The sequence below is a fragment of the Sphaerisporangium krabiense genome (assembly GCF_014200435.1).
GTDB classification, from domain to species: domain Bacteria; phylum Actinomycetota; class Actinomycetes; order Streptosporangiales; family Streptosporangiaceae; genus Sphaerisporangium; species Sphaerisporangium krabiense.
This window is the reverse complement of the sequence record NZ_JACHBR010000001.1, coordinates 5,470,981-5,496,377: the sequence shown is the minus strand read 5'-3', so window position 1 is coordinate 5,496,377 and position 25,397 is coordinate 5,470,981. Positions and strand designations below refer to the sequence as shown.

Sequence of the window (25,397 nt, the reverse complement as noted above, 5' to 3'; positions counted from 1 at the left end):
CCCCGTTCGCGGGCCGCGTTTTCCTTTCTTCAGCTCCGCATTTGTATCCTTTACCCATGGCCAACAAGCCCGCAGACCCAGAGCGCCCGGGGCGCGTCAAGCAGCTCCGCATGATCGCTCAGATCATCCAGAAGGCCAACCCGAAGGGCATGCCGATCGTCTTCGCGTCGGCGCTCGGCACTTTGGCCGTTTTCGTCGTGCTCGGGCTCGTGACGGGTCTGGTGTGGCAGCTCATCGTGCTCGGCCTCATGGTCGCCGTGACGGTCGGCATGGTCGTGTTCGGGCAGCTCGCCCAGCGCGCGCAGTACTCCATGCTCGACGGCCAGCCCGGCGCCGCCGCCGCCATCCTGCAGAGCATGCGCGGCAACTGGGAGGTCACCCCGGCCGTCGCCGTCACCCGCGACCAGGACGTCGTTCACCGCGCCGTCGGCTACCCCGGCATCGTGCTGGTGTCGGAGGGCCCCGGCAACCGCGTGCAGAAGATGCTCCTGGCCGAGAAGAAGCGCGTCCAGCGCGTGGCGGTCGACGTCCCGGTGTACGACATCCAGTGCGGCGAGGGCGAGGGCCAGGTGCCCCTCAAGAAGCTCCAGCGCCACATGATGAAGCTGCCGCGCAACCTCAAGAAGCAGGCGGTGTCGGAGGTCAACTACCGGCTCCGCGCGCTTCCCCAGACCCTTCCCATGCCCAAGGGCCCGATGCCCAGGGGCGCGCGCATGCCGCGCGGCAAGATGCGCTGATGTCCGCTCCCACCTCGGCGGGGGTCTCCCGTGGCCCGGTGGGCGAGGCGCCGACCGTGCGGGCCAACCGCGCCTGGTGGGACTCGGCCGCCGACGACTACCAGGCCGAGCACGGCGCGTTCCTGCGGGACGACGGCTTCGTCTGGTGCCCGGAGGGGCTGGACGAGGCCGACGCCCGACTGCTCGGCGAGGTGCGCGGCCTGCGGGTGCTGGAGATCGGGTGCGGGGCCGGGCAGTGCGGCCGGTGGCTGGCCTCGCGGGGGGCCGTGGTCGCGGGGTTCGACCTGTCCTTCCGCCAGTTGCGGCACTCCCGCCGCATCGACGAGGAGCACGGGTCGCGCCTGCCGGTCGTGCAGGCCGACGCCGGGCGCATGCCGTTCGCCGACGCCTCCTTCGACGTGGCGTGCTCGGCGTTCGGCGCGCTGCCGTTCGTCGCGGACGCGGGCGCGGTGCTGGCGGAGGCCCGGCGGGTGCTGCGCCCGGGCGGGCGGCTGGTGTTCTCGGTGAGCCACCCGATCCGCTGGGCGTTCCCCGACGATCCGGGGCCGCGCGGGCTGACCGCCGACCGGTCCTACTTCGACCGGGCGCCGTACGTCGAGCACGACGAGCACGGCGAGGTCTCCTACGTCGAGCACCATCGCACGCTGGGCGACTGGGTGGCGGCGATCGTGTCGGCCGGGCTGGTGCTCACCTCGCTGACCGAGCCCGAGTGGCCGGCGGGCCACGACCGCCCCTGGGGCGGCTGGAGCCCGCTGCGCGGCCGTCACCTCCCCGGGACGGCGATCTTCACCTGCGTGCGGCCCGAGGGCTAGAGGCGGACCACCACGGTGCGGGCGGCGCGGTCGTGCAGGCCGCGCTGGTCGCGGTCCCAGATCAAGGCGGGGACGGCCAGGCACAGCAGCAGCGTGCGCAGCAGGACGGCGCCGAGCGGCGGCCTGCCGCCGCCGTCCAGGGCGGCGACCCTGATGCCGAACAGCCGCATGCCGAACGTCATGCCGATCGAGCCGACCAGCAGCACGTACTCGGCCGCGAAGACCAGCAGGCCGATCCAGGCGGCGTGGCGCGGGTCGGCCTGGAGCAGGCCGCGGGTGATCGCCCACGTGCAGATCAGCCAGTCGACCATGATGGCGCCGATCCGCCTGCCGAACCTGCCGACCGAGCCGCTGCCCTCCTCCGGGAGGCCGAGGCGCTCGCCCGGGTAGCCGAGATCGACCCCGGCGGCGCGGGTGCCGCTGATCCACGTCTGGGTCCACCTGGGCTGCTTGTCCATGCAGGTAAGATAGCCGTTGGCCGTTGTGGTCGGTCCGGCGGCATACCCCCCCTGCTTAACACCGGTGAAACAAACGGGACACGGGGTGGAAACGGGGCAGTCCTACGTTCGATTGTGCAAGCCCCGTGCCCTTGGGAGGTTGGATGTTCAGCTCCGCCGACGAAGTCCTGAAGTACATCAAGGACGAAGGGGTGCAGTTCGTCGACGTCAGGTTCACCGACCTGCCCGGCACGACGCACCACTTCACGTTCCCCGTGGAGAACTTCGGGGCCGGCGTCTTCTCCGACGGCCTGATGTTCGACGGGTCCTCGATCCGCGGTTTCCAGGCCATCCACGAGTCGGACATGCTCCTGCTGCCCGACCCGTCCACCGCCGTGCTGGACCCGTTCCGCAAGCACAAGACGCTGATCCTGAACTTCTTCGTGCACGACCCGCTGACCGGCGAGGCCTACAGCCGCGACCCGCGCAACGTCGCCCGCAAGGCCGAGGAGTACCTCAAGGGCACCGGCATCGCCGACACCGCGTTCTTCGGCCCGGAGGCCGAGTTCTACATCTTCGACGACGTGCGCTTCGCCAGCAGCGCCAGCGAGTCGTACTACCACATCGACTCGATCGAGGGCGCCTGGAACACCGGCAAGGCCCAGGAGGGCGGCAACCTCGGGTACAAGCCGCGCTACAAGGGCGGCTACTTCCCCGTCCCGCCGATGGACCACTTCACCGACCTGCGCTCGGAGATGGTGCGCAAGCTGATCGACGCGGGCATCGAGACCGAGATGCAGCACCACGAGGTGGGCACCGCGGGCCAGGCCGAGATCGACTTCAAATTCGGCACGCTGCTCAAGACCGCCGACAACCTGATGCTGTACAAGTACATCATCAAGAACACGGCGCTGCAGAACGGCCACACCGTCACGTTCATGCCCAAGCCGATCTTCGGCGACAACGGCTCCGGCATGCACTGCCACCAGTCCCTGTGGAAGGACGGCGAGCCGCTCTTCTACGACGAGGTCGGCTACGCGGGCCTGTCGGACATGGCGCGCTACTACATCGGCGGCCTGCTCAAGCACGCCCCCGCGCTGCTGGCCTTCACCAACCCGACGGTGAACTCCTACCACCGCCTGGTCCCCGGCTACGAGGCGCCGGTCAACCTGGTGTACTCCCAGCGCAACCGCTCGGCCTGCATCCGCATCCCGATCACCGGGTCCAACCCCAAGGCCAAGCGCATCGAGTTCCGGGTACCCGACCCGTCCTGCAACCCGTACTTCGCGTTCGCCGCGCAGCTCATGGCGGGCCTGGACGGCATCCGCAACAAGATCGAGCCGCCCGCGCCGGTCGACAAGGACCTCTACGAGCTCCCGCCCGAGGAGGCCGGCCAGGTCCCGCAGGTTCCCGGCACCCTGGCCGAGGTCCTCACCGCCCTGGAGGCCGACCACGACTTCCTCCTCGAGGGCGGCGTCTTCACCCCCGACCTGATCGAGACCTGGATCAGCTACAAGCGCGAGAACGAGATCGACCCGATCCGCCTCCGCCCGCACCCGCACGAGTTCGAGCTGTACTACGACGTGTGATCGGCTGAGGCCGTGACCTAGGGCACCGAGGCGTCCCGCCCGAGGCCGTCGAGTGATCGTCCGTTCCGGGCGCGCTCGACGGCCTTTCGCGTGCGCTCCTCCCCTGGCGGCATGACGTGGCCACGGCTCGGCCGCTATCTTGGCGGCACCACCGGGCCGCGCATCGGGTGCGCCCACTCGCGCCGCCGAGCGTCACGGCGCCCCGCGATGTCCGCGCCCCCATGTCCCCGAAAGCTCCCTCCTCCCGGAAGGCGGTCTCATGGCCGAGCGCACTCTCACCGATGAACTGTACGAGGCCGAACGCCGCCTGCAGGCGGCCATGCTCGCCGGGGACGTCGAAGAACTCGACCGGCTGCTCGACGAACGACTCGTCTTCACCGGCCCGCCGGACGGCGCCTGCCACCCGCGGGCCAAGCAGCTCGACCTGGACAACCACCGCTCGCGCCGGCAGGTCATGACCAAGCTCGTCCAGGAGGACCTCACCGTGGTCGTGGCGGACACCACCGGCGTCACCTGCTTCCTGGGCCTGCTGGAGGGCTCGTTCGCCGGGGAGCCGTTCGCCATGCGGGTGCGCTACACCCGCACCTGGGTCCACACCGGCGAGCACGGCTGGCGGATCCTGGCCGCCCACGCGAGCCCGGCGTGATCGACCGGCCGGCCGGCGGTCTTCTCTGGGGCGGAGCAGACCCGTCCTTGAAGTGACCGGGAGACCCGGCGGCGGCTTTTGGCGCGGGCGAGAGGTCGCGAGGACGGGGAGGTTAATCGGGGCTGGGTAGCATCGCACTAATTGTCAGGATTTTCGAGCTGCGAAGGCATCCCATGTCCATCTACTGGGACCTCAAGCACCGGCTGGGCGACGCGATCAACGCGCACGACCTCCAGGGTGTGCTCGACTGCTACACCGAGGACGCCGTGTACGTGGCGCCGTCCGGCGTGGCGCAGGGACGCGACGAGATCGCCTGGGTCTACGAGCAGCTCTTCACGGGGTTTCCGGACTTCCACGCGACGGCCTGGTTCGAGGTCGGGGACTGCGACAACCCGGCCGTCACCGAGTGGACCTACACCGGCACGCACACCGGACCCCTCCTGCTCCCGGACGGGCAGGAGATCGAGGGCACCGGCCGCACCGTGACGGTCCGCGCGACCTGCGCCAGCCACGTCGCGAACGGCAAGATCAGCACGCACCGGGAGTACTTCGACCAGCTCGAGCTGTACAGCCAGCTCGGCTTCGGCCTGGCGAGGCTCGCCCCTGGGGGCCCGTGCCCCGTGGACGACGCGGAGGCGCCGGCGGAGCCGCGGATACGGTTCCCTCAAATCCCCCATGACGAGCGCCGAGGACATCCGGCGCTGGGCCACGGCGCCGCCTGAGGTCGAGGGGCCCCCAGGGAGGTCCCCGGCCGGGTCAGGGGCGGCGGGGCTTGCCGTGCTTGATGTCGACGACCGGGCCCGGGGTGATCGGGGTGTTGACGATGCCCTTGGTGAGGGCGCCGGCGAGGTCGGCGACGGCGGCGAAGAGGGTCGTGACGAGGTCCTTGGCGTCCGGTTCGCCCTTGACGTGCTTGGCGTTCTCGGCGTCGCTCGACATGGTCCGTCCTCCTGGTGAACGATGGCTTGCACAGGGATCTACGCCTACAAGACACGATATGTCTCGTCAGCCCGACATGTCCACCGCTTCGGCCCGTCCCATCCACCTCCGGCGGAGGGACCACAGGTGGGGCCGGATACCCTTGCGGAAGCAGGGCCTCGTCATCCTCCATCCGTGGACCTCGTCCCGCACGGAGCGCCGCTCCCCCGGGCAGGCCCCCGCGGGCTTGGGCGACGCGGCCCCCGGTCGAGCGGAAGGCAGTGCAGTGTTCGGTCGCAAACCCCTCGAAGAACGCCTGGCCGAGCGCCGCGCCCAGTTGCCCCCGCTCCGCGAGGGACGGCACTTCGAACACGGCCCGGCCAAGTTCGTGTTCATCTTCCTGATCGTGTTCGTCGTGCTGGGCCACTTCGTCGGCCTCGCCGTCCTGATGGCCCTGGACCTGCACTGACGACGCCGGCGCACCGCACCGGACCTCTTTGACAAACCCCAGGGGGGTATATTACGGTCATGAGCGTGTCGAGGTACCCCAACCGGGTAACCGTACGTTGCGGGTGGCGGGAGCCGCCCGTCTGATGACCGAGGAGACGACATGAACACCGCCACCTACACCGTCGAGGGCATGACCTGCGGACACTGCGTGAGCTCCGTGAAGGAGGAGGTCGGCGAGGTCGACGGCGTCGGCGCCGTCGAGGTCGACCTGGCCACCGGGCTGCTCACCGTGTCCGGTGACGGCCCCCTGAACGACGACAAGATCGTCGCCGCGGTCGAGGCCGCGGGCTATCACGTGGCGGGCAGGCCATGAACGCCCCCGCCCGGTTCGGCGCCTACGTGCTCGGGCTCGCCGTCGTCTTCGGCGGCGCGCTCGGCGCGGGCCGCGCCCTGGGCCCGCTGGGCGCGCCCCCCGAGGGCGAGCACGCCGCGATGACGACCCCTGCCCCCGGCCGTACGGCCGCCCCGACCACCACTGATACCCCTGGGGGGCTCCAGGTGTCCCAGAACGGCTACACGCTCACTCCTCTCGGCACGGCGATCGAGCCCGGCAAGAGCACCGACTACCGCTTCACGGTGAACGGTCCCGACGGCAGGCCGGTCACCGCCTACCAGGTCCAGCACGAGAAGAAGCTCCACTTCATCGTGGTCTCGCGCGACCTCGCCACCTTCCGGCACCTGCACCCGGTCGAGGCCGGGGGCGGCGTCTGGTCGGTGCCCCTCGCGCTCCCGGCCGCCGGCGCCTACCGCGCCTTCGCCGACTTCGCGCCCGAGGGCGGCGAGGCCGTCACGCTCGGCGCCGACCTGCTCGTGCCGGGCGCCTACACGCCGGGGCCGCTCCCCGCGGCGTCCCGGACGGCCACCGTGGACGGCTACACCGTCACCCTCGGCGGCGACCTGACGGCGGGCCGGTCGAGCATGCTCACCCTGACCGTGCGCAAGGACGGCCGCCCGGTCACCGACCTGCAGCCCTACCTCGGCGCGTACGGCCACCTGGTGGCGCTGCGCGCCGGCGACCTGGCCTACCTGCACGTCCACCCCGACGGCGCGCCCGGGGACGGGGCCACGAAGCCGGGTCCCGACGTCGCCTTCCACGTCGAGGCGCCGAGCGCCGGGAGCTACCGCCTGTTCCTGGACTTCCGGCACGGCGGCGAGGTCCGCACCGCCGCCTTCACGGTGACCGCGGGCCAGGCGGCCCCGGCGGCGCCGGGGGCGTCCGAGAGCCCCGGCGGGCACGGCGAGCCGGGCGGGTCCGGCGGGTCCGGCGGGTCCGGCGGGTCCGGCGGGTCCGGCGGGCACGGTCACTGATCGGGAGGAGGACCGGTGATGGGTTCCGTCATCGACGACCGGCAGAACGTGGTCGAGCTCTCGATCGGTGGCATGACCTGCGCGTCCTGCGCCAACCGCATCGAACGCAAGCTGAACAAGATCGACGGGGTGACCGCGACCGTCAACTACGCGACCGAGAAGGCGAAGGTCACCTTCCCCGGCGGCGTGGACGCCCAGCGGCTCATCGCCGAGGTCGAGAAGGCCGGGTACAGCGCGGCGCTGCCCGCCCCGCCCCCCTCGGAGGGCGACGGGCGGGACCCGGCGGACGACGAGCTGCGCCCCCTGCGGCGGCGCCTGGTCGTCGCGGTGGCGCTCGCCGTGCCGGTGATCGCGATGGCGATGGTCCCGCCGCTGCAGTTCACCTCCTGGCAGTGGCTGTCGCTGACGCTGGCCGCCCCCGTCGTCGTCTACGCCGGATGGCCCTTCCACCGGGCCGCCTGGACGAACCTGCGCCACGGCGCCACCACGATGGACACGCTGATCTCGGTGGGCACGATCGCCGCGCTCGGCTGGTCGCTGTGGGCGCTGTTCCTCGGCCGGGCGGGCACGCCGGGCATGACCCACCCGTTCGCGTTCACGATCGAACGCACCGACGGCTCGGGCAACATCTACCTGGAGGCCGCCGCGGGGGTGACGGCCTTCATCCTCGCCGGGCGCTACTTCGAGGCCCGTTCCAAGCGCCGCGCGGGGGCGGCGACGCGCGCCCTGCTCGACCTCGGCGCCAAGGACGTCGCGGTGCTGCGCGACGGCGCGGAGGTCCGCGTGCCCGCCGAGGGGCTGCGGGTGGGCGAGCGCTTCGTCGTGCGGCCGGGCGAGAAGATCGCCACCGACGGCGCGGTCGAGGAGGGCTCCTCGGCGGTCGACGCCTCCATGCTGACCGGCGAGTCGGTACCCGTGGAGGTGCGGCCGGGCGACGCGGTCACCGGCGGCACCGTGAACGCCGGGGGCAGGCTGGTCGTGCGGGCCACGCGGGTCGGCGCGGACACGCGGCTGGCGCAGATGGCGCGGCTCGTGGAGGAGGCGCAGACCGGCAAGGCGCGCGTGCAGCGGCTGGCCGACCGCGTCTCGGGCGTGTTCGTGCCGGTCGTGATCGCCCTGGCCGTCGGCACGCTGGGGTTCTGGCTCGGCGCGGGAGGCGGCGCGGGGGCGGCCTTCACCGCCGCGGTCGCGGTGCTCATCATCGCCTGCCCGTGCGCGCTCGGCCTGGCCACCCCGACGGCGCTGCTGGTCGGCACCGGCAGGGGCGCGCGGCTCGGCATCCTGATCAAGGGGCCCGAGGTGCTGGAGTCGACGCGCCGCGCCGACACGGTCGTGCTCGACAAGACCGGCACGGTGACCGAGGGCCGGATGACGCTCACCGCCGTCCACCCGGCCGCGGGCGAGGACGAGGACCAGGTGCTGCGCCTGGCGGGCGCGCTGGAGAACGCCTCCGAGCACCCCATCGCCCAGGCGATCGCCGGGGCGGCCCGCGAGCGGCTGGGCGAGCCGCCGGCTCCGGAGGACTTCGCCAACGTGGCCGGGCTCGGCGTCCGGGGCGTGGTGGAGGGGCACGCGGTGCTCGCCGGCCGTCCCGAGCTGCTGGCCGAGTGGTCCCAGCACCTGACCCCGGACCTGGAGGAGGCGATCCGCGAGGCGCACGCCGCCGGGCGCACCGCGGTCGCGGTGGGCTGGGACGGCCGGGCCCGCGCGGTGCTGGTCGTGGCCGACACGGTCAAGCCGACCAGCGAGGAGGCCGTCGCGCGGCTGCGCGCCCTCGGGCTCACGCCGATCCTGCTGACCGGCGACGACCGCGCGGTGGCCGAGGCGGTCGCGGCCGAGGTCGGGATCACCGAGGTGGTCGCCCGGGTGCTGCCCTCGGGCAAGGTGGACGTGGTCGAGCGGCTGCAGGCCGAGGGCAGGGTCGTCGCCATGGTCGGGGACGGCGTCAACGACGCGGCGGCGCTCGCGCGGGCCGACCTGGGCCTCGCCATGGGCACCGGCACGGACGCGGCGATCGAGGCGTCCGACCTGACGCTGGTCCGCGGCGACCTGCGGGCCGCGGCGGACGCGATCAGGCTGTCGCGCCGCACGCTCGCCGTCATCAAGGGCAACCTGTTCTGGGCCTTCGCCTACAACGTCGCCGCCCTCCCGCTGGCCGCCGCCGGCCTGCTCAACCCCATGATCGCCGGGGCGGCGATGGCCTTCTCCAGCGCCTTCGTGGTGGGCAACAGCCTGCGCCTGCGCCGCTTCCGCTGACGGTCGTGACGGTGACCTTGCCGCCGTGTCGGCGCGCAACTACGGTTGCCGGAACAAAAGTCCGGAAAGAGAGGACGGCGTAGGGTGCCCGACGCCTACGTGCTCGACTACGTCAGAACCCCGCGCGCCAAGGGCTCGCCCCGGGGGTCCCTGCACCACATGAGCCCGGTCGATCTGGTGGTCCTGCTTCAGCGGGCGCTGGTCGAGCGCACCGGCCTGGACCCCGCCGCCGTCGAGGACGTCATCGTGGGTTCGGCGTCCCAGGTGGACGAGCAGGGCGCCAACCTGGCCCGCACCGCCACCCTGCTCGCCGGCTGGGGCGAGGGCGTCCCGGGCGGCACGCTGAACCGCTTCTGCGCCTCGGGCGCCGACGCCGTGGCGCAGACCGCGGCGCGGATCCGCGCGGGCGATCTGGACCTGGCGGTGGCGGGCGGGGTGGAGAGCGTCTCGCGGGTGCCGATGTTCAGCGACCGCGGACCGCTGTGGTCGGACGCGGAGACGATGCGGCGCACCGGGTCCATCAACATGGGCGTCGCGGCCGACCTCAACGCCACCCTCGACGGCTGGACGCGCGAGGAGCTCGACGCCTACGGCCTGGAGAGCCAGCTCAAGGCCGCCGCCGCGTGGGACCGCGGCGACCACGCCGCCTCGGTGGTCCCGGTGCCCCGCGCCGACGGCACCGCGTTCGCCCGCGACGAGCTGATCCGCGCGGACGCCACGGCGGGGACGCTGGCCGCCCTGCCGCCCGCCTTCGAGGAGATCGGCGCGGCCGGGCAGGACGAGGTCGCGCTGGCCGCCTACCCGGAGGCGGGGAAGATCTCCCACCTGCACACCGTGGGCACCTCCCCCGCGCTCGCCGACGGCGCGGCGCTGCTGCTGGTCGGCACCGCGGAGCGCGCCGCGCGTCTCGGGCTGCGGCCGAGGGCGCGCGTGGTCGCCACGGCCACGGCCGCCGCCGACCCGGTGCTCATGCTCACCGCCGGGCAGGAGGCCGTCGAGCGGGTCGTCGCCAAGGCGGGACTGCGGCCCTCCGACATCGACGTGTTCGAGTTCTCCGAGTCGTTCTCCGCGCTGTGCCTGCGCCTGCGCCGCGACCTGTCCGCGGGCCCCGACCGGCTCAACCCGGGCGGCGGCACGATCGCGATGGGCCACGCGTTCGGCGCGACCGGCGCGATCATGGTGGGCGGCTGCGCCGAGGAGCTGGACCGGCGCGGCGGCCGTTACGGCGTGGCGGCCGTGAGCGGCGCGGCCGGGCTGGGCGTGGCCGTCCTGCTGGAACGGGTCGCCGTGTGACCCGCGCGCTCAGTACGGCAGCGTGTAGCTCGCGAAACGCTGGGCGACGTACGGGCCCTTGAACTTCGGATAGGCGACGGTCCTGACGTCGCCGTCGGAGGTGTAGCGGTCCTCGGGGTGGGCGTTCAGCCAGTCCAGCCAGGCCGTCGAGCAGAAGCGGGCGCAGTCGCCGACCTTGTCCATGGCGCGGATGCGCGGGATGCCGAGCGGGTCGAAGTCCTTGCTGAACGGCGAGGCCGCCGGGGTGTAGCCGGCCAGGAAGACGCCGGTGTACTTGTAGTGCACGTTCCCGGAGTCGCCGCGCATCGCCCAGTCCTTGGTGCTCGGCTGGTTGCCGTAGGGCAGCGCGAGCGTCGCGGGCGCGGTCCTGATCAGGTCGGTGATGAGCTTGTGGCCCGCGGCGATCTGGCCCATCACCTGGTCCTGGGAGCGCCCGCGCAGGTTGAGGTGGTCGCGCGTGTGGTTGCCGACGTCGAAGCCGTTGTCACGCAGCCAGCCGAGCGTCTGCGCCTGCGCCTCGGCCCCGAAGGTGCCGAACATGTCTTTGATGACGTAGAACGTACCGACGGGCCGGAAGCCCGGGTGTCTGCGGGCGACGTCCTTGAGGATGCCGACGGCGGTGTCCGGCTTGGGGTTGCCGGAGCCGTCCAGGGTGAGCTGCGAGGGCGAGGAGTCGTCGAACGTCAGCACGACCGGGTGGCGGCCCGCCGGGATGGCGATCTTGCCGGTGGTGTACTCGCGGGCGGTGATGGGGACGTAGCCCTCCCTGGCCAGGCGTTCCAGCTCGGTGCGGAACTGCTCGGGGGTCCGGTCGTCGGTCCCGGCGGGCTTGGGCACGATGCGGTGGTACATCAGCACCGGGATCTGGCCGAGCTCGTTGGCCTTGACCTTGGCCGCCGCGGCGGCGGCCGCCTTGCGCGCCTCCTGCGCGGACTGTTTGCCGCCCTTGGCGGGCTGCGCCACCACCTTGGACGGCTGCTCGTCCGCGCAGCCGGCGAGCGCGAGCGCGCTCAGCGACAGCACTCCGGCAGTTCCGAGTATCCCGAGACGCCGCATCGTCCCCCCAAGCCGCTCAGAGCAGTGAGATACGACTCTCCTACCCGACCGGCCGGGGGTACGCACACGTTCCGAAGTCGCGCGAACACCAAAAGTGACACGCTGTTGTCCATGTTCGGTACGGGCCTTGCATATCTCCCATAACGGATGGTCAGCCGCCCGTCGGCCGCGTCACTTCGCGGTCTCCCCCGCGCGGGACCGGATGCCGGTGAGGCGGCGGAAGATGTCCCACCAGAAGGGCCCGCCGAACAGCACGGCGACGAACGTGACCAGGAAGCCCGGCCAGTGGCCCGGGGTGACGAGGCGGTGCAGCCACTCGCCGCCGTTCCACTTCCACCGCGGGGAGCCCTCGTCGGGGATCGTCACCGACACCGGGGCGTTGCCGACGATCTTCACGAAGGCGGGCGAGGACAGCACCTCGGTGACGCAGGCGTACGGGTCGGCGGGGTGCTCGGGGCACTTGTCGCGCAGGGAGGCGAGCGAGGCCGTGCCGCCGTCCGCCAGGACCGCGACCTGGGCGCGGACGGCGTTGTCGGTGAGGATCGCCCGGCCGTACTCCAGCGAGTCCAGGCTGAACAGCAGCGTGACCACCAGGCCGAGCGCGGCGATGACCCACTTGACGTACCGGCGGTAGAGCATGGTCAGCCGGCGCATCTCGCCGTCGAACCAGTCCTCCACGCCCTTGCGGAAGGCGTCCAGGTCGCCGTGCGCGGCGTCCCACACGCCCTTGAGCGGGCCGTACAGCGGGCTGCCGTCGGCCTTGAGCTTCTCCAGGAACGCGGTGACCCCGCCCTCGCCCGCGACGATCTCCATGATCGCCACGCCGAAGCGCGGCGGCGGGATGGAGGCGATGCTGGTCCTGCCGTCCTTGCGGTGGTCGATCTCGCGCAGCCGTTCGTACAGCCGCCCCGACCAAGTGGTGGCCGTGCTGTGGACGGGCGCCGGGAGGGGGCTGAAGACCGGCCGGGCGTCCTTGCTGAACGGGAGCCGGGCGAAGACCTCGGCGACGGTGCCGGGGATCCAGGACCTCTTGCCGTCCGGCCCGTCCAGGGTGTCCCGCAGGTACGCCCACAGGAACTTGCCCCGGATGCCGAGCAGGCGGACGATTCCCTCGTTCACGCCGCTGACCAGCAGGGAGAAGAGCAGGAACGCGATGACCAGGCCGATCGCCAGGTCGATGTAGACCGAGTTCATGAGATCACCCGCGACTGTGGACACGTGGACACGCACTTTCGCGACGGTGGGCGCGCTTTGGCCGGTGGCCGCACTGAACTGACGTCGCGGCGGGCCGATCGGTTGTCGCGGACGGTGAAGCGGGTGACGGACTCCGGGGGCGGCCACCCTCCACCGTCCTCGCGTGCGCGCGGGACGGCGGAGGGCATTGGCCCGCCTTCCGTGGGAAGGAGGCCGTTCACCTGGAATCGGCGACGGCCGGCCACGTCGGCCGTCGCCGCAGGTGCCGCACCCGTGATGCACCTGCCTCAGTGGACCCGCGCAGGCGTTCCCATCGACGTTCCTCCTGACGGCCGGCCGTCACGGACAACCCTAGAGGGGAGCGATATACACGCACGCATATGCGAGATACACGCATATTCACCCGATGACCTGGCCGGACGCCGGACGGCGGATCACTTGCGGTCGCCGGTGGAGTGGGGGACGCGGTTGAGCGCGAACACCTCGGCGATGTCGTCGAAGTAGATGAACAGCGAGGCGATCGCGGCGCCCGCCAGGCTCGCCAGCATGCCGCCGGCCAGGTCGGGCTCGCCGGGCCGGGCGACGATCCCGCTCACCACCCCGAGCGAGGCGATGGCGGCCAGCGCGAACTTGCGCAGGATGCGGAAGGTGGTCGTCGCGCACGCCGCCGTGCCGGTGTGGCGGGCGCGCGGCCCCCGCTCCCGGGCGACGAACGCCGCGCCCGCGAGGCCCAGCAGCAGGACGGCGACGACCGCCCACACCAGCGGGAGCACGGGCACGTACGGCGTCTTGGCCAGCAGCATGCGCGGCAGGACGAGCGGGGAGGTCACGGCCACCACCGCCTCCGCGACCACGATCGCGAGCGCGGCGCGGCGCTCCCAGCCGTACGGCACGAAGGGCAGCGCGCCCATGGCGCCGGTGAAGGTGGAGAACGCGGCCCCGCTCCGTGCCTTGCTGATCGAGGACACCCCGAACACGACACCGGCGAGAGATCCGGCCCCCGCGGCCACATAACCCATCATCGACGGACCTCGACTCGGTCGGAAAGCACCGTAACGAAACGTAGATCAAGCCGCTACATCAGGGGTACATGCACGATATATGCGAATACGCGGCACGAGAGGCTCCCCCCGGACACGACCTCATCAGGATGTCCAGGATGCCGTTTTCCTCCGCCGATTTCCTGCCCTTTACTGTCATAGCGTGATTTTCCGTGGCATATGCAGTGAGACGCGCGGCATGATGGCGCGATGACCTGGACCGCGCCGCCCGTCACCCCGGCCAACCCCCACTTCGCCCACGCCGCCGCGACCGCCGGGGACGAGCGGGTGCTGGCCGAGGCATGGCTCGACCAGCACCGGCAGACGCTGCTCTGGAAACTCTCCGGCCTCCCGGAGGACAGGCTCAAGGCGCGGCGACCTCCGGCCGCTCCCTGGACGAGACGTTCCTCGACCCGCGCCGGGGGATCGAGATGAGCCTGCGCTGGGTCTACTCCGTCATGGTCCAGGAGTACGCGCGGCACAACGGGCACGCCGACCTGCTGCGCGAGAGCATCGACGGCGCGACCGGCCACTGAGGCCGCGCGGTCAGGCCCGCCCGGGCGGGTGACGGCGCGGGCCCCGTCATGGGCGCCGCGGCGCAGTGCGCGCCCGGCGCCGGGACGGCGAGGGAGACGAGGTAGCGGTCGACGGCCCCGGTGACGCAGGGGGTACGGCCGTACATGCCGTGCCCGGCGCCGTCATAGGTCAGCAGCCGGGCCTCGTCGCCGATCTGCCGTGCCGTGCTCAGCGCCCACGGGTACCCGGCGGCCGGGTCGTGCCGCCCGTTGACGAGCAGCAGCGGCGGGGAGCCGTCCACGCGCAGGCGGTGCTGCGGGTTCGGGACCGGCGCGGGCTGCCCGAGGCAGGCGACGGTGAGCGCGACCGAGACCGGGCTCATGCGCATGTCGGGCGCGATGGTCTCCAGCCGGCGCAGGTGGCGGGCGAACTCGCGGTGGTCGCGGATCGGCAGCCAGAAGTCCTGGCAGACCACCTGGGTCGCGTCGTTGAACACCTCGTCCTCGGGCTCCTCGGGCTCCTCGGGCACAGCCGGCGCGGCGGCCGGACGCGCGGACGTGCCCGCGTCGAGCGCGCGCAGGAACTCGGCCACGGCGGGCCAGCCGGGGGCGTAGAAGGCGTTGAACACCTGGTAGATGAGCATGACCGGAGCCAGCGGCACGCCGGGATCCGCGGGGTCGGGCAGCTCGCCGCGCCCGGCGCGCTCCAGCAGGTCACGCCACAGCGCCCGCACGTCGCGGCCGTGCAGCGCGCACTCCGCCGACCGGGCGCACCAGGCGGCGAACTGGTCGAAGGAGTCCTGGGTGGTCCAGGTGTCGGTGTCCAGCATGGCGGCGGTGCCGAGGCTGTGGTCCATGTTGCTGTCCAGCGCCAGCGCGCGCACCCGGCCGGGGAAGCGCTCGGCGTAGAGCTGGCCGATGAGCGTGCCGTAGGAGACGCCGTAGAAGGTCAGCCTGGGCTCGCCGAGCGCGGCGCGCAGCGCGTCGAGGTCGCGGACGACGCTCGCGCTGTCCACCCGGTCGTACAGCGGCCCGGTGCGGGCGCGGCAGTCGTCGCGGTAGCGGGCGTTGTAGGCGAGCCGCCGGTCGAAGGCGGCCTGGTCGGCCATCAGCGGGTCGGGGGCCGCCATGGCCAGCCGCAGCGAGCACAGCACCGGGTTGCTGCGCCCGACGCCGCGCGGGTCGAAGCCGACGACGTCGAAGCGGCGCAGGAGCTCGGGGCTCAGGCCGAGCCAGTTGGTCAGCACGGCGTCGACGCCGGAGTTGCCGGGGCCGCCGGGGTTGATGACCAGGGTGCCGACCCGGGCGGCGGGGTCGGCGGCGGGCCGGCGGGCCACCGCCATGCGAAAGACGGGGCCGCGCGGGGCGTCCCAGTTCACCGGCAGGGTCAGGGTGGCGCACCGGACCGCCGCGTCCTCCGGGCAGGGGGACCAGGCGAGCGGGGCGGGGCCGGCCGCGGCGGGTACGGCGGGTAACAGGGAGATCAGGACGCCCAGCAGGGCGGCCAGGATCGGGACGGTTCTTCGCACCGTGTGTCCAATCGTCGGGGGGTAAGCCCGATCATGGACCGTCCGGCGGGCGGGAACCAAGGGGTTCAGGGCCGGCCGGGCGGTTTTTCACGGCGGGTCGCGGGGGATGAGGCCGCGCAGCAGGCCGACCATCTCGTAGCGGCCGGGCGCCGCCCGGCGCAGCATGTGCTCGTCGGTGAGCCGGTCCAGCGCCCGCTGTGCCGTGGCCGCCGGGGCGCGCAGCATGTCCGCGGCCTGGGTCACGGTGACCTCGGCGCCCGGCAGGTAGGTGATCGTCCACAGCAGGCGGGCGGCCTCGGGGTCGGTGCGGCGGAACAGCTCGAAGCTGCCCCACAGCCGGTCGCGGATGTTCTGCTCGCCGTCCCGGTTGTCGAGGATCTCGCACAGGCCGCGGGCCAGGCGGGCGGACAGCCGCTCCAGGGGCCAGTCGGGGCGCGCGGCGAGCAGGGCCCCGGCGGCGCGCAGGGCGAGCGGGAGGTGCTCGCAGCGGCGGGCGATCTCGGCGGCGGCGTCCGGCTCGGCCGCCACCCGCGCGGCGCCGGCGTGCCCGGCCAGCACGGCGACGGCGTCCCCGGGGGTGAGCGCGCCGAGCGTGAGGTGTCCGGCGTGGTCGAGGGCGGGCACCCGCCTGCTGGTGATCAGCACCGCGCAGCCGGGCCCGGCGGGCAGCAGGGGACGCGCCTGCGAGGCCCCGGCGACGTTGTCGATCACGAAGAGCACGCGCAGGCCGGAGGTCAGGGACCGCAGGCGCGTGCTGGCCTCGCCGAGGCTCGGCTCCCCGGGGACGGGGTCGCCGAGCGCGCGCAGGAACCAGGTGGCGGCCTGCCGGGGGGTGACCGCGCGCTCCTGCTGGAAGGCACCGGCCATGTCGACGTAGAGCTGCCCGTCGGGGAACCGCGACGACACCGCGTGCGCGACCCGCAGCGCCAGCGCCGACTTGCCGACGCCGACCGGGCCGCTGATCGCCGCCACCGGCGGGACCGCGCCCGTAGGGGTGAGCGCCTCCTCCAGGAAGCGCGCCTCGGCGTCGCGGCCGACCAGCAGGCCCGGGCGCGGAAGCTGACGGGGGGCCGGGGCGCAGGGCGTGGCGGAGACGTGGGCCTGCCGGTGGGCGAGGGGGGCGAGCGCGGGGTCGCGGTGCAGGACGGCCTGGTGGATGCGCCGCAGCTCCTCCCCCGGCTCCAGGCCGAGCTGCCCGGCCAGGTGGTCGCGGGCCTCGGCGTAGGCGCCGAGCGCGCCGGCCGCGTCGCCCGCGCCGTAGAGGGCGCGCATGAGCAGCCCCCAGGCCCGCTCGCGCAGCGGCTGCTCCCCGACCAGCAGCCGCAGGTCGGCCACGGCCTCGGAGTGCCGGCCGAGCGCGAGCCGCGCCTCGGCCCGGTCCTCCAGCGCGCTGAGGCGCTGCTCGTGCAGGACGGTCAGGCGCGCGGCGAGCGGCTTGCCGTAGGCCAGGCCGTCGCCGACCGGGCCGCGCCACAGGGCGACCGCGTCGTCGAACCGCCGGACCGCGACGTCGGGGCGGCGGTCGGCGAGCGCCGTCCTCGCCTCGGTGGTGAGCTTCTCGAAGCTGGTCAGGTCGAGCTTGCTCGGGGACGCGACGAGCTGGTAGGCCCGGTCGGAGGCGACGATGCCGACGCCCTTCATCTCGGCGGTCAGCACGCGGCGCAGCCCGCCCGCGTACGTCCGCAGGTTCGCCGTGGCGGACTGCGGGGGCTCGCTGTCCCACAGGGCCTCCGACAGCCAGTCGAGGCTGACCGGGCGGTTCATGTTGAGCAGGAGGGACAGCAGCAGCGTGCGGCGCATGCGCCCGCCCAGGTTGACGGCCTTCCCCGAGAGTCCGGCCTCGACCGGTCCGAGGAGGCGGAACACGTGTGACATCGCCGGCGGCCTAGAGAGAGCGCCTCGGCGGGGCGTCACGGAAGCGGCCCGCGGCCTTACCGGCCGTCATTTCAGGAAACACGTGGAGCACTCGCGCGAACCCCCTGGTCCCATGGCCGTGCGGCGGCCTCATGGTGAAACACGGGAAACATCAGGAATCGGCCACGACACGATTCCCGCCGCCGACGCCCGTGATAGGAGGACGCGGCGGCCGTGGAACGACGGCACCCCCGGATACACATCACCGAGAGCCTTTCACGACCTCCGACTGGACGTCAACCGGAGATGATGACAAGGGACTTTTGTAATCGTGAAGTGATAGCGCCCGCTCGTTCGCGCCACATTGTTTTCATGGTGGAAATGTCGCCCATCGAGGTACCTGTCGTCCTGGCTGTAAAGCGAACGGATGTGGGAGTATGGCGGCTCCCGAAGATCACCCGAAGATCGAAGGACGCCGCGACGGCACCGGCGACCGGCCGCCCCCACCGCCGGGACACGACCGAAGGAGCGCTTCGTGGGAATGCTGGTCACCGCCGGCCTGCTCGTCACGGCCACCCCGGAAGGGCCGATCCGCGACGGGGCCGTGCTCGTCGGCGAGGGGCTCATCCGGGCGGCGGGCCCGCGCGACCAGGTCGAGGCCCTGGCCCCGCCCGGCACCCCGCGCCACGACTTCCCCGGCGGCACGCTCCTGCCCGGCCTGATCAACTGCCACGTCCACCTGGTCTTCGACGCGAGCATGGACGGCATGGGCAAGGTCCGCGAGGCCGACGACCTCTCGCTGTTCCTCGGCATGGCCGACCGCGCGCGCCGGTTGCTCGACAGCGGCGTGACCACGGTCAGGGACCTCGGCGACCGGGGCGGGCTGTCCCTGCGCCTGCGCGACGCCATCGCGGGCGGCCTGCTGCGCGGGCCGCGCGTGCTGGCCGCCGGCCCGCCGCTCACCGTGCCCGGCGGGCACTGCTGGTACCTCGGCGGCGAGGTCGCGGACGAGGCCGCGTTACGCGCGGCCGTGCGCGCCCGCGCCGAGCAGGGCGCCGACCTGGTGAAACTGATGGTGACCGGCGGGCAGACCACCTCCGGCGGGGCCGGGATGTCGGAGTCGCAGTTCACCCCCGAGCAGGTCCGCGCCGCCGTCGAGGAGGCCCACCGGCTGGGCCTGCCCGTGGCCGCCCACGCGCACGGCACCGAGGGCATCGCCGCGGCCGCCGCCGCCGGCGTGGACACCATCGAGCACTGCACCTGGCTCACCGGCGACGCCTACGACCCGCGCGAGGACGTCGCGGCGCTGATCGCCTCCCGGGGCATCGCCGTCTGCCCGACCACCAGCCCCGGCTGGCGGGCCATGGCCCGCTGGATCGGCGAGGAGCGCGCCGCGCTGCTGCAGAGCCGGCTGCCCTGGATGCGCGACCTCGGCGTCCGGCTCGTGATGGGCACGGACGCCGGGCTGCCCGGCTCGGTCTTCGACGACTTCGCCGGCAGCTTCACCCTCTACGAGGAGCTCGGCTTCGCCCGGGAGCGGATCATCGAGATGGCCACCTCCGGCGCCGCCGACGCGCTCGGCATCGGCGGCGAGACCGGCAGGATCGCCGAAGGGCTGAGCGCCGACCTGCTGGTGGCGGACGGGGACGCGCTCGCCACCGTCGAGGCCCTGCGCCGGCCGCTGTTCGTCGTCAAGGACGGCGTCGCGCACGTGCCGCCGCCCCGTCCGGAATAGCCGCGACGCCCGGCCGGTGAAGGCGCATGTCAGGGCGATTTCATTTCGGCTTCCATTACGGAGCACATCCCGGCGTTCGGGTTGAACTACCGCGTCGCAGTCTAAAGAATCGTCCCCATGAGAGAGAGGGCACTGCGCAGACAGTGCCGTCGCCTGCTCAGAGAGCTGGACATCCGCCCGCCGCTCGATGTGAGGGAGCTGTGCGCGCGGCTGGCGGAACGCCGGGGCCGCGACATTCGGCTGGTGGCATATCCGATTGACATCCCCGGCCCTTTCGGGCTGTGGTTCATGACGGACTCGACCGATTTCATTTACTACCAGCAGGAGACCACCCGTCCCCACCAGGATCACATCGTCCTGCACGAGATCGGCCACATGATCGCCGAGCACCCGAGCGACGAGCCCGCCGACGGCGAGGCCATCACGCCCGGCCTCGCCGCGGGGGGTCGCGTGCTGCGGCGCACCTGCTACGACACCAAGTACGAACGCGAGGCCGAGCTGATCGCCACGATCATCCTGGAGTGGGCGAGCGTCCTCAACGTCACCCACCATTCGTCGGAGGACGACGACGCCCTGGAGCGGATGCGCGCCTCCCTGGCCAACCACAAGGGGTGGCTGTGAGCCAGCTCGCCTTGGGAATCCTCAGCACCCTGGCGTTCCTCGGGGTGCTCAACAAGCTCGTCCAGGTCTGGCGGGCCCCGGAGGACCTCCCCCTGCGCGCCATGGGCGCGTTCGTGCTGTGCGTCGCGCTCGCGGCCGTCCTGAACGTCCCGGTGCTCAGGACGGCGGTCGACCACGCCGGCGCGGGCCTCGCCAAGCTGGCGGTGAACCTGCTCACGGTGCTGTGCGCGTACTTCCTGATGGCGTTCTTCACCTACTCGGTGCACGGCGCGGCGGCGCGGGGCCGGCTGCGCGCACGGTCGGTCCTGCTCGGGGCCGCCTCGGGCGTGATGGTGACGGCCTGGCTGCTCGCCCCGGAGCACGTGCGCGCCGCCCCGGCCGACCTGGCCAACGGCAACGACCCGCACGCGACCGTGTTCGTGCTCGCCGCGCTCGGCTACCAGGGGTACGCGCTGGCGCTGAACCTGCGCTCCTCGGCGACGTTCTCGCGGGCCAGCGCCCGGCCGCAGCTCAGGCGCGGGCTGAAGGTCCTGGCGGTCGCGCAGGGCGCGCTGCTCTGCGCCGCCGTCGCGAAGATCTCCGTCGCGCTCGTCCAGGCCGCGACCGCCGCCGACCCCGCCGTCCTGCGCCCGCTCAACACCTCCTACCTGTGGCTGGTGTTCGTCGGGATCGTCACCGCCATCGTCGGGGTCGGCTACCTGGCCGTCACCGACATGATCGCCGCCATCCCGGTGTGGCGGCGCCACCGCCGCGCCTACCGGCGGCTCAGCCCGCTGTGGTCCGCGCTCAACGAGGCGTTCCCCGACCTGGCGCTGACCCGCGTGCCGATGTCCCGGCTGCGCGACGCGCTCGGCCTGCGCCCGACGCACCGCGGTTACTACCGCCGCGTGGTCGAGATCCGGGACGGCATCGTGCAGCTCGGCCCGTACTACGACCGCGGCGTCGCGGAGGCGGCCGAGGCGGCGGGACGGGCCGCCGGGCTGTCGGGGACGGCGCTGGAGGCCGCGGCGCAGGCGGCGCTGATCGCGGACGCGCTGCGCCGCAGGGCGCGCGACTCCCCCGCCGCCGACCCGCACCCGATCCCCACGCGCGGCGGGGACGACCTGGAGTCGGACGCCGCGTGGCTGGTGCTGCTGTCGGACACGCTCAGAGACCTGTGGCGGCGCCCGCCCGCCGCGGCGATGGACCTCTCGCGCGGATAGGCGGCCGTCCTCCCTTCGGAGGGGCGACGGTCAGCCGGGCCGGGAGTCCTCCGGCGAGGCGCTCGCGGCGGGCTCCTGCGACGGCGGGGCGGCGGCGCAGTCCGGCGGGAGCCCTTCGAGCGTGCGCAGGTGGGCGATCATGTTGGCGATGTTCTCGATGCTGGAGTGCGACAGGCCGGCGGCGCGCATGGCGATCCTGCGCACGCCCGCGTCCTTCATGGCGGGCAGCAGCTCCAGCCGGACGTTGGCCTGCGCGGCGTAGGCGTCGTCGAAGAAGTACGCGGGCTCGACGCCGAAGAAGTCGGCGATGGCGACCAGGTGGCTCACCGACAGGTCGTCGGTCCTGCCGGTGCGCAGCTTCCACAGGGTGGTGTGGGAGACGGGAGTGCCACGCCGGGTGATCTCTCGCGCCGCCTGCTCGTAGCTGTAGGTGGTGCCGTCGGGCTGGCGCACGGTGCGAAACAAGTGATCGAGTTGCTCCGCGAGAGGACGTCGATAGCGTTTGTCGGCCATGGCTACTCCGAGGGGACCATATCAAGCACCGGATTACCAGACCATCGCCCGCGCGGGCGAGCTGGTCAGGAGACGGGGCTCCAGGTCTGGCGGGCGGACCGCCACCACGCGAAGCAGTCGGGCAGCACGAGCGGCAGCCAGGACGGCGTGGGCAGGCCGGCGGCCTCCGGCTCGGTGACCCAGCGGACCTCGGAGATCTCGACACCGTCGGGCACGGGCGTGCCGCCCTCGGCGGTGCAGCCGTAGACGGTGATGACGTGCGCCACCTGGTCCCCGTTGGGGTAGGTCGTGCGGAACCCGGGGCCGCCGTAGGCGCCGATCAGGCCGCGGATCCGGACGTCGAGCCCGACCTCCTCGCGCGTCTCGCGCACCACGGCCTCGGCGGGCGGCTCGTCGGGCTCGACGATGCCCCCCGGCGCGGACCACACGTCGCCCTGCTCGCTGTGCCGGGCCAGCAGCAGCCGCCCCTCGTCGTCGAACACGAAGGCGTTGACCGACGGCAGGAGCAGCAAGGCGTTGCCCACCTGACCGCGTAATCCCGCAAGGTACTCAGAAAGGGGCACGGTCGTCCCTCCGCCGCTCGCCGACTCGACCCCACAAAGGTACCCAGTCGGTCAAGCCGGCGAGATCAGTCCGCGCCGTAGAAGACGCGCTCCGTGACGGCCCTGGCGCGGCGGGTGGCCCTGCGGTAGTCCTCCACGAAGTCCTCCGAGCCGTCGGGCGGGTAGCCGAGCGCGCGGGCGATCATGGCGCGCTCGCGCACGTCGGCGGGGATGCTGTCGCCCGCGCGGCCGCGCACGAGCATGATGGCGTCGCGGACCCGCGAGGCGAACCGCCACGCCTCGGCGAGCACCTCCTCGTCGGACCCGGCGAGCAGCCCGGCCTCGGCGGCGGCGCGCAGCGCCCCGAGCGTGCGCGTGGTACGCAACCCGGGCACCGCGTGGGCGTGCCGGAGCTGGATGAGCTGGGCCGGCCACTCCACGTCGGCCAGCCCGCCCCTGCCGAGCTTGGTGTGCAGCAGGGGGTCCGCGCCGCGTGGCAGCCGCTCGGCCTCCATGCGGGCCTTCAGCCGCCGGATCTCGCGCACCGCGTCCTCGCCGATGCCGCCCGGCGGGTGGCGCAGGGGCTCGATCAGCGTCATGAACTCCGCGCCCAGCGCGGCGTCGCCCGCCGAGTAGCGGGCCCGCAGCAGGGCCTGGGACTCCCACGGCGAGGACCAGCGCCGGTAGTAGGCCGCGTAGGACGACAGCGAACGCACCAGCGGGCCCTGGCGGCCCTCCGGGCGCAGGTCGGGGTCGATGTGCAGGGGCGGGTCGGGGGCGGGCCGCGCCAGCAGGCGGCGCAACTCGTTGGCGACGGCGTGCGCCACGTCGGTGGCGTCCTTCTCGCCGGCGCCCTCGACCGGCGCGTGGACGAACATGACGTCGGCGTCGCTGCCGTAGGAGCACTCGTAGCCGCCGAGCCGTCCCATGGCGATCACGGTGAAGCGGGTGGGCAGCGGCCCGCGGCGCTCCACCGAGACCTTGTGGATCGCGGCGTCCAGCGCGGCCTGGATGGTGACGTCGTTCAGCTCCGACAGCGCGCGGCCGACCTCCTCGACGCCGGCGCCGCCGACCAGCCCGGCGATGGCGATGCGCAGCAGCTCGCGCCTGCGCAGCGCGCGCACCGCGTCGACGGCGGCCTCGGCGTCCTCGGCGTGGCGGCGCACGGACGCGGCCAGCTCGCCGGCCAGCGCCTCCTTGGGGCGCGCCGCCAGCTCGGCCTCCGAACCCAGCATGGCCACGGCGTCCGGGGCGTGCAGGAGCAGGCCGGTGGCGTAGCGGCTGGTGCCGAGCAGGCGGGCCATGCGCTCGGCGGCGGCGGTCTCGTCGCGCAGCAGCCGCAGGTACCACGGGGTGGTGCCGAGCTTGTCGCTGACCTGGCGGAACCCGAGCAGGCCCGCGTCGGGGTCGGGGGCGTCGGCGAACCAGCCGAGCATGACGGGCAGCAGCGTGCGCTGGATCGCGGCGCGCCGGGTGACGCCGCTGGTCAGCGCGGCGATGTGCCGCAGCGCGCCGTCGGGGTCGGCGTACCCGAGCGCGGACAGGCGCGCGGTGGCGGCGGCGGGCGAGAGCCGGGCCTCGTCCCCGGGCAGGCGGGCGACCGCCTGCAGCAGCGGACGGTAGAACAGCTTCTCGTGCAGCCGCCTGGCCTCCATGGCGTGGCGCTTCCACCGGGTGGTGAACTCGCCCACCGGGTCCACGGTCATGCCGAGGGCGCGCCCGATGCGGCGCAGGTCGGCCTCGTCCTCGGGGAGCACGTGCGTGCGGCGCAGGTGGTGCAGCTGCATGAGGTGCTCCACCTTGCGCAGGAAGATGTAGGCCTCGGCGAGCGCCTTGGCGTCGTCCCTGGCGACGTAGCCGCCCCGCGAGAGCGCGGCGAGCGCGGGCAGCGTCGCGCGGCGGCGCAGCAGGGCGTCGGTGCGGCCGTGGACGAGCTGGAGGAGCTGCACGGCGAACTCGATGTCGCGCAGGCCGCCGGGGCCGAGCTTGATCTGGCGGTCGGCCTCGCCGGCGCGGATGTGGGCCTCGACCCTGCGGCGCATCGCCTGGACGTCCTCGACGAAGTGCTCGCGGGCGGAGGACTGCCAGACCATCTCGTCCACCGCGGCGACGTACTCGCCGCCGAGCTCCGGGTCGCCGGCGACCGGGCGCGCCTTGAGCAGGGCCTGGAACTCCCAGGTCTTGGCCCACCTGCGGTAGTACGCCAGGTGGCTGGCCATCGTGCGCACCAGCGGCCCTGCCTTGCCCTCGGGCCGCAGCGCCGCGTCCACCTCCCACAGCGCCCCTTCGGGCGTGCTCGCCGAGCAGGCGCGCATCATGGCCTGGGCGAGGCGCGTCGCCGCCTGGAGTCCCTTGGTCTCGTCCACGCCCTCGCGGGGCTCGGCGACGAAGACGACGTCGACGTCGCTGATGTAGTTGAGCTCGCGGGCGCCGCACTTGCCCATGCCGATCACGGCGAGGCGGGCGTCGGCGCTCTCGGGGACCTCGGCCCTGGCGATGGCGAGCGCGGCCTCGAGCGCCGCGCCCGCCAGGCCGGACAGCTCGGCGGTGACCTGGGAGAAGGAGGCGGCGCCCGTGGCGTCGCGCGCCGCCAGGTGCAGCAGCCTGCCCCGGTAGGCGACGCGCAGGGCGGACATGGCCTCGGTGCCGCCCTGGAGGGCGCGGGGCTCGGGGTCGGCGGGGTCGGCGCCGACGGACTCCAGCAGCGCGGCCCGCACGTCACGCTCGGGCGGGCGCTGGAGCGCCTGGTCGCCTTCGAGGGCCTTCCAGTGCCCGGGGTGGCGCACGACGTGCTCGCCGAGCGCCGCCGACAGGCCGAGGACGCCGACCAGCCGAGCCCGCAGGCCCGGGTCGGCGCGCATCGCGCCGAGCACGCCGGGGTCGCGTTCGAACAGGCGGCTCAGGGAGGTGAGCGCGAGGTCGGGGTCGGCCGCGCCGACGAGGGCCGTGAGCAGGCCCAGGTCGCCGGCGGCCTCGGGGCCTAGGCCGTCCAGCAGCCGTCCGGCACGGGCGGCGTCCGCGAACCCGAGCCGGGCCAGGCGCCCGGCCGTCGTCTGGATGCGGGACTCGGCGTTCACAACGCCCAACGTA

At 73.3% G+C, this 25,397-nt stretch carries 24 protein-coding genes; 14 read left to right on the top strand and 10 right to left on the bottom strand.

The features are described from left to right. Window positions 1-56: 56 nt before the first annotated feature. Window positions 57-737, top strand: a complete 681-nt coding sequence (locus BJ981_RS24100) for a DUF4191 domain-containing protein (RefSeq protein WP_184613996.1) — start codon at window positions 57-59, stop codon at window positions 735-737. Continuing rightward, window positions 737-1,549, top strand: coding sequence for a class I SAM-dependent methyltransferase (locus tag BJ981_RS24095; RefSeq protein WP_184613994.1), 813 nt, complete (start codon window positions 737-739; stop codon window positions 1,547-1,549). The genes BJ981_RS24100 and BJ981_RS24095 overlap by 1 nt, the downstream gene beginning before the upstream one ends. Here BJ981_RS24095 and BJ981_RS24090 read toward each other — a convergent pair. Next, on the bottom strand, window positions 1,546-2,007 hold the full coding sequence (locus BJ981_RS24090) for an RDD family protein (protein WP_184613992.1): 462 nt from the start codon (window positions 2,005-2,007) through the stop codon (window positions 1,546-1,548). The genes BJ981_RS24095 and BJ981_RS24090 overlap by 4 nt on opposite strands. A gap of 143 nt (window positions 2,008-2,150) precedes the next feature. Here BJ981_RS24090 and glnA point away from each other — a divergent pair, with 143 nt between their 5' ends. The 3 genes from glnA (at window position 2,151) to BJ981_RS24075 (ending at window position 4,943) form a co-directional block, all read left to right on the top strand. After that, a complete protein-coding gene (gene glnA, locus BJ981_RS24085) occupies window positions 2,151-3,575 on the top strand; it encodes a type I glutamate--ammonia ligase (RefSeq protein ID WP_184613991.1) in 1,425 nt (474 codons plus the stop codon). Window positions 3,576-3,834: 259 nt separating this feature from the next. Continuing rightward, window positions 3,835-4,221 carry a nuclear transport factor 2 family protein gene (locus tag BJ981_RS24080; protein WP_184613989.1) on the top strand — a complete coding sequence of 129 codons (387 nt, stop codon included), beginning with the start codon at window positions 3,835-3,837 and terminating at the stop codon, window positions 4,219-4,221. 173 nt (window positions 4,222-4,394) lie between these two features. Continuing rightward, window positions 4,395-4,943 carry an ester cyclase gene (locus tag BJ981_RS24075; protein WP_184613987.1) on the top strand — a complete coding sequence of 183 codons (549 nt, stop codon included), beginning with the start codon at window positions 4,395-4,397 and terminating at the stop codon, window positions 4,941-4,943. 34 nt (window positions 4,944-4,977) lie between these two features. Here the strand turns inward: BJ981_RS24075 and BJ981_RS24070 are convergent, their stop codons facing one another. Further along, a complete protein-coding gene (locus BJ981_RS24070) occupies window positions 4,978-5,160 on the bottom strand; it encodes a hypothetical protein (RefSeq protein ID WP_184613985.1) in 183 nt (60 codons plus the stop codon). A 265-nt stretch (window positions 5,161-5,425) separates the two neighbouring features. On the opposite strand from BJ981_RS24070, the gene BJ981_RS24065 reads away from it, so the two are divergent. The 5 genes from BJ981_RS24065 (at window position 5,426) to BJ981_RS24045 (ending at window position 10,506) form a co-directional block, all read left to right on the top strand. Continuing rightward, a complete protein-coding gene (locus BJ981_RS24065; RefSeq protein WP_184613983.1) occupies window positions 5,426-5,608 on the top strand; it encodes a hypothetical protein in 183 nt (60 codons plus the stop codon). Window positions 5,609-5,749: 141 nt separating this feature from the next. Further along, window positions 5,750-5,962: a heavy-metal-associated domain-containing protein gene (locus BJ981_RS24060; protein ID WP_184613982.1), complete on the top strand. Its 213-nt coding sequence runs from the start codon at window positions 5,750-5,752 to the stop codon at window positions 5,960-5,962. Next, window positions 5,959-6,957: a DUF8832 domain-containing protein gene (locus tag BJ981_RS24055; RefSeq protein ID WP_184613980.1), complete on the top strand. Its 999-nt coding sequence runs from the start codon at window positions 5,959-5,961 to the stop codon at window positions 6,955-6,957. The genes BJ981_RS24060 and BJ981_RS24055 overlap by 4 nt, the downstream gene beginning before the upstream one ends. 18 nt (window positions 6,958-6,975) lie before the next feature. Further along, entirely contained in the window at window positions 6,976-9,213 is a 2,238-nt protein-coding gene (locus BJ981_RS24050) for a heavy metal translocating P-type ATPase (protein WP_184613978.1), read from the top strand. Between the two features lie 84 nt (window positions 9,214-9,297). Beyond that, on the top strand, window positions 9,298-10,506 hold the full coding sequence (locus tag BJ981_RS24045) for an acetyl-CoA C-acyltransferase (protein WP_184613976.1): 1,209 nt from the start codon (window positions 9,298-9,300) through the stop codon (window positions 10,504-10,506). A gap of 9 nt (window positions 10,507-10,515) precedes the next feature. Here the strand turns inward: BJ981_RS24045 and BJ981_RS24040 are convergent, their stop codons facing one another. The 3 genes from BJ981_RS24040 to BJ981_RS24030 all read right to left on the bottom strand — a co-directional run bounded on the left by BJ981_RS24040 (window position 10,516) and on the right by BJ981_RS24030 (window position 13,778). Next, entirely contained in the window at window positions 10,516-11,529 is a 1,014-nt protein-coding gene (locus BJ981_RS24040) for a polysaccharide deacetylase family protein (RefSeq protein WP_239138975.1), read from the bottom strand. Between the two features lie 204 nt (window positions 11,530-11,733). After that, window positions 11,734-12,756, bottom strand: a complete 1,023-nt coding sequence (locus BJ981_RS24035; protein WP_184613973.1) for a hypothetical protein — start codon at window positions 12,754-12,756, stop codon at window positions 11,734-11,736. A 434-nt stretch (window positions 12,757-13,190) separates the two neighbouring features. Next, complete coding sequence (locus BJ981_RS24030) at window positions 13,191-13,778, bottom strand: hypothetical protein (protein WP_184613971.1); 588 nt, start codon at window positions 13,776-13,778, stop codon at window positions 13,191-13,193. A gap of 320 nt (window positions 13,779-14,098) precedes the next feature. Between BJ981_RS24030 and BJ981_RS39355 the strand changes: the two genes are divergently transcribed. Next, window positions 14,099-14,332, top strand: a complete 234-nt coding sequence (locus BJ981_RS39355; protein WP_239138976.1) for a mycothiol transferase — start codon at window positions 14,099-14,101, stop codon at window positions 14,330-14,332. On the opposite strand, the gene BJ981_RS24020 is transcribed toward BJ981_RS39355, so the two are convergent. After that, window positions 14,245-15,840 (bottom strand): alpha/beta hydrolase, encoded by a 1,596-nt coding sequence (locus BJ981_RS24020; protein ID WP_204069981.1) that lies wholly within the window; start codon window positions 15,838-15,840, stop codon window positions 14,245-14,247. The genes BJ981_RS39355 and BJ981_RS24020 overlap by 88 nt on opposite strands. Before the next feature lie 87 nt (window positions 15,841-15,927). Then, window positions 15,928-17,715, bottom strand: a complete 1,788-nt coding sequence (locus BJ981_RS24015) for an AfsR/SARP family transcriptional regulator (RefSeq protein ID WP_184613969.1) — start codon at window positions 17,713-17,715, stop codon at window positions 15,928-15,930. Window positions 17,716-18,235: 520 nt separating this feature from the next. Here BJ981_RS24015 and BJ981_RS24010 point away from each other — a divergent pair. From BJ981_RS24010 to BJ981_RS24000, 3 genes are all read left to right on the top strand, one after another. After that, window positions 18,236-19,429, top strand: coding sequence for an amidohydrolase family protein (locus BJ981_RS24010; RefSeq protein WP_184616362.1), 1,194 nt, complete (start codon window positions 18,236-18,238; stop codon window positions 19,427-19,429). Between the two features lie 117 nt (window positions 19,430-19,546). Beyond that, window positions 19,547-20,050 (top strand): hypothetical protein, encoded by a 504-nt coding sequence (locus BJ981_RS24005; RefSeq protein ID WP_184613967.1) that lies wholly within the window; start codon window positions 19,547-19,549, stop codon window positions 20,048-20,050. After that, window positions 20,047-21,252: an MAB_1171c family putative transporter gene (locus BJ981_RS24000; protein WP_184613965.1), complete on the top strand. Its 1,206-nt coding sequence runs from the start codon at window positions 20,047-20,049 to the stop codon at window positions 21,250-21,252. Before BJ981_RS24005 ends, BJ981_RS24000 begins: the two co-directional genes overlap by 4 nt. Before the next feature lie 30 nt (window positions 21,253-21,282). On the opposite strand, the gene BJ981_RS23995 is transcribed toward BJ981_RS24000, so the two are convergent. The 3 genes from BJ981_RS23995 to BJ981_RS23985 form a co-directional block, all read right to left on the bottom strand. Further along, entirely contained in the window at window positions 21,283-21,717 is a 435-nt protein-coding gene (locus BJ981_RS23995) for a helix-turn-helix domain-containing protein (protein ID WP_184613963.1), read from the bottom strand. A 113-nt stretch (window positions 21,718-21,830) separates the two neighbouring features. After that, window positions 21,831-22,289, bottom strand: a complete 459-nt coding sequence (locus BJ981_RS23990; protein ID WP_184613961.1) for an NUDIX domain-containing protein — start codon at window positions 22,287-22,289, stop codon at window positions 21,831-21,833. Window positions 22,290-22,393: 104 nt separating this feature from the next. Next, the gene (locus tag BJ981_RS23985) at window positions 22,394-25,384 is read right to left on the bottom strand and encodes a bifunctional [glutamine synthetase] adenylyltransferase/[glutamine synthetase]-adenylyl-L-tyrosine phosphorylase (protein WP_184613959.1); all 2,991 of its coding nucleotides are present in this window, start codon (window positions 25,382-25,384) and stop codon (window positions 22,394-22,396) included. Window positions 25,385-25,397 lie beyond the last annotated feature (13 nt).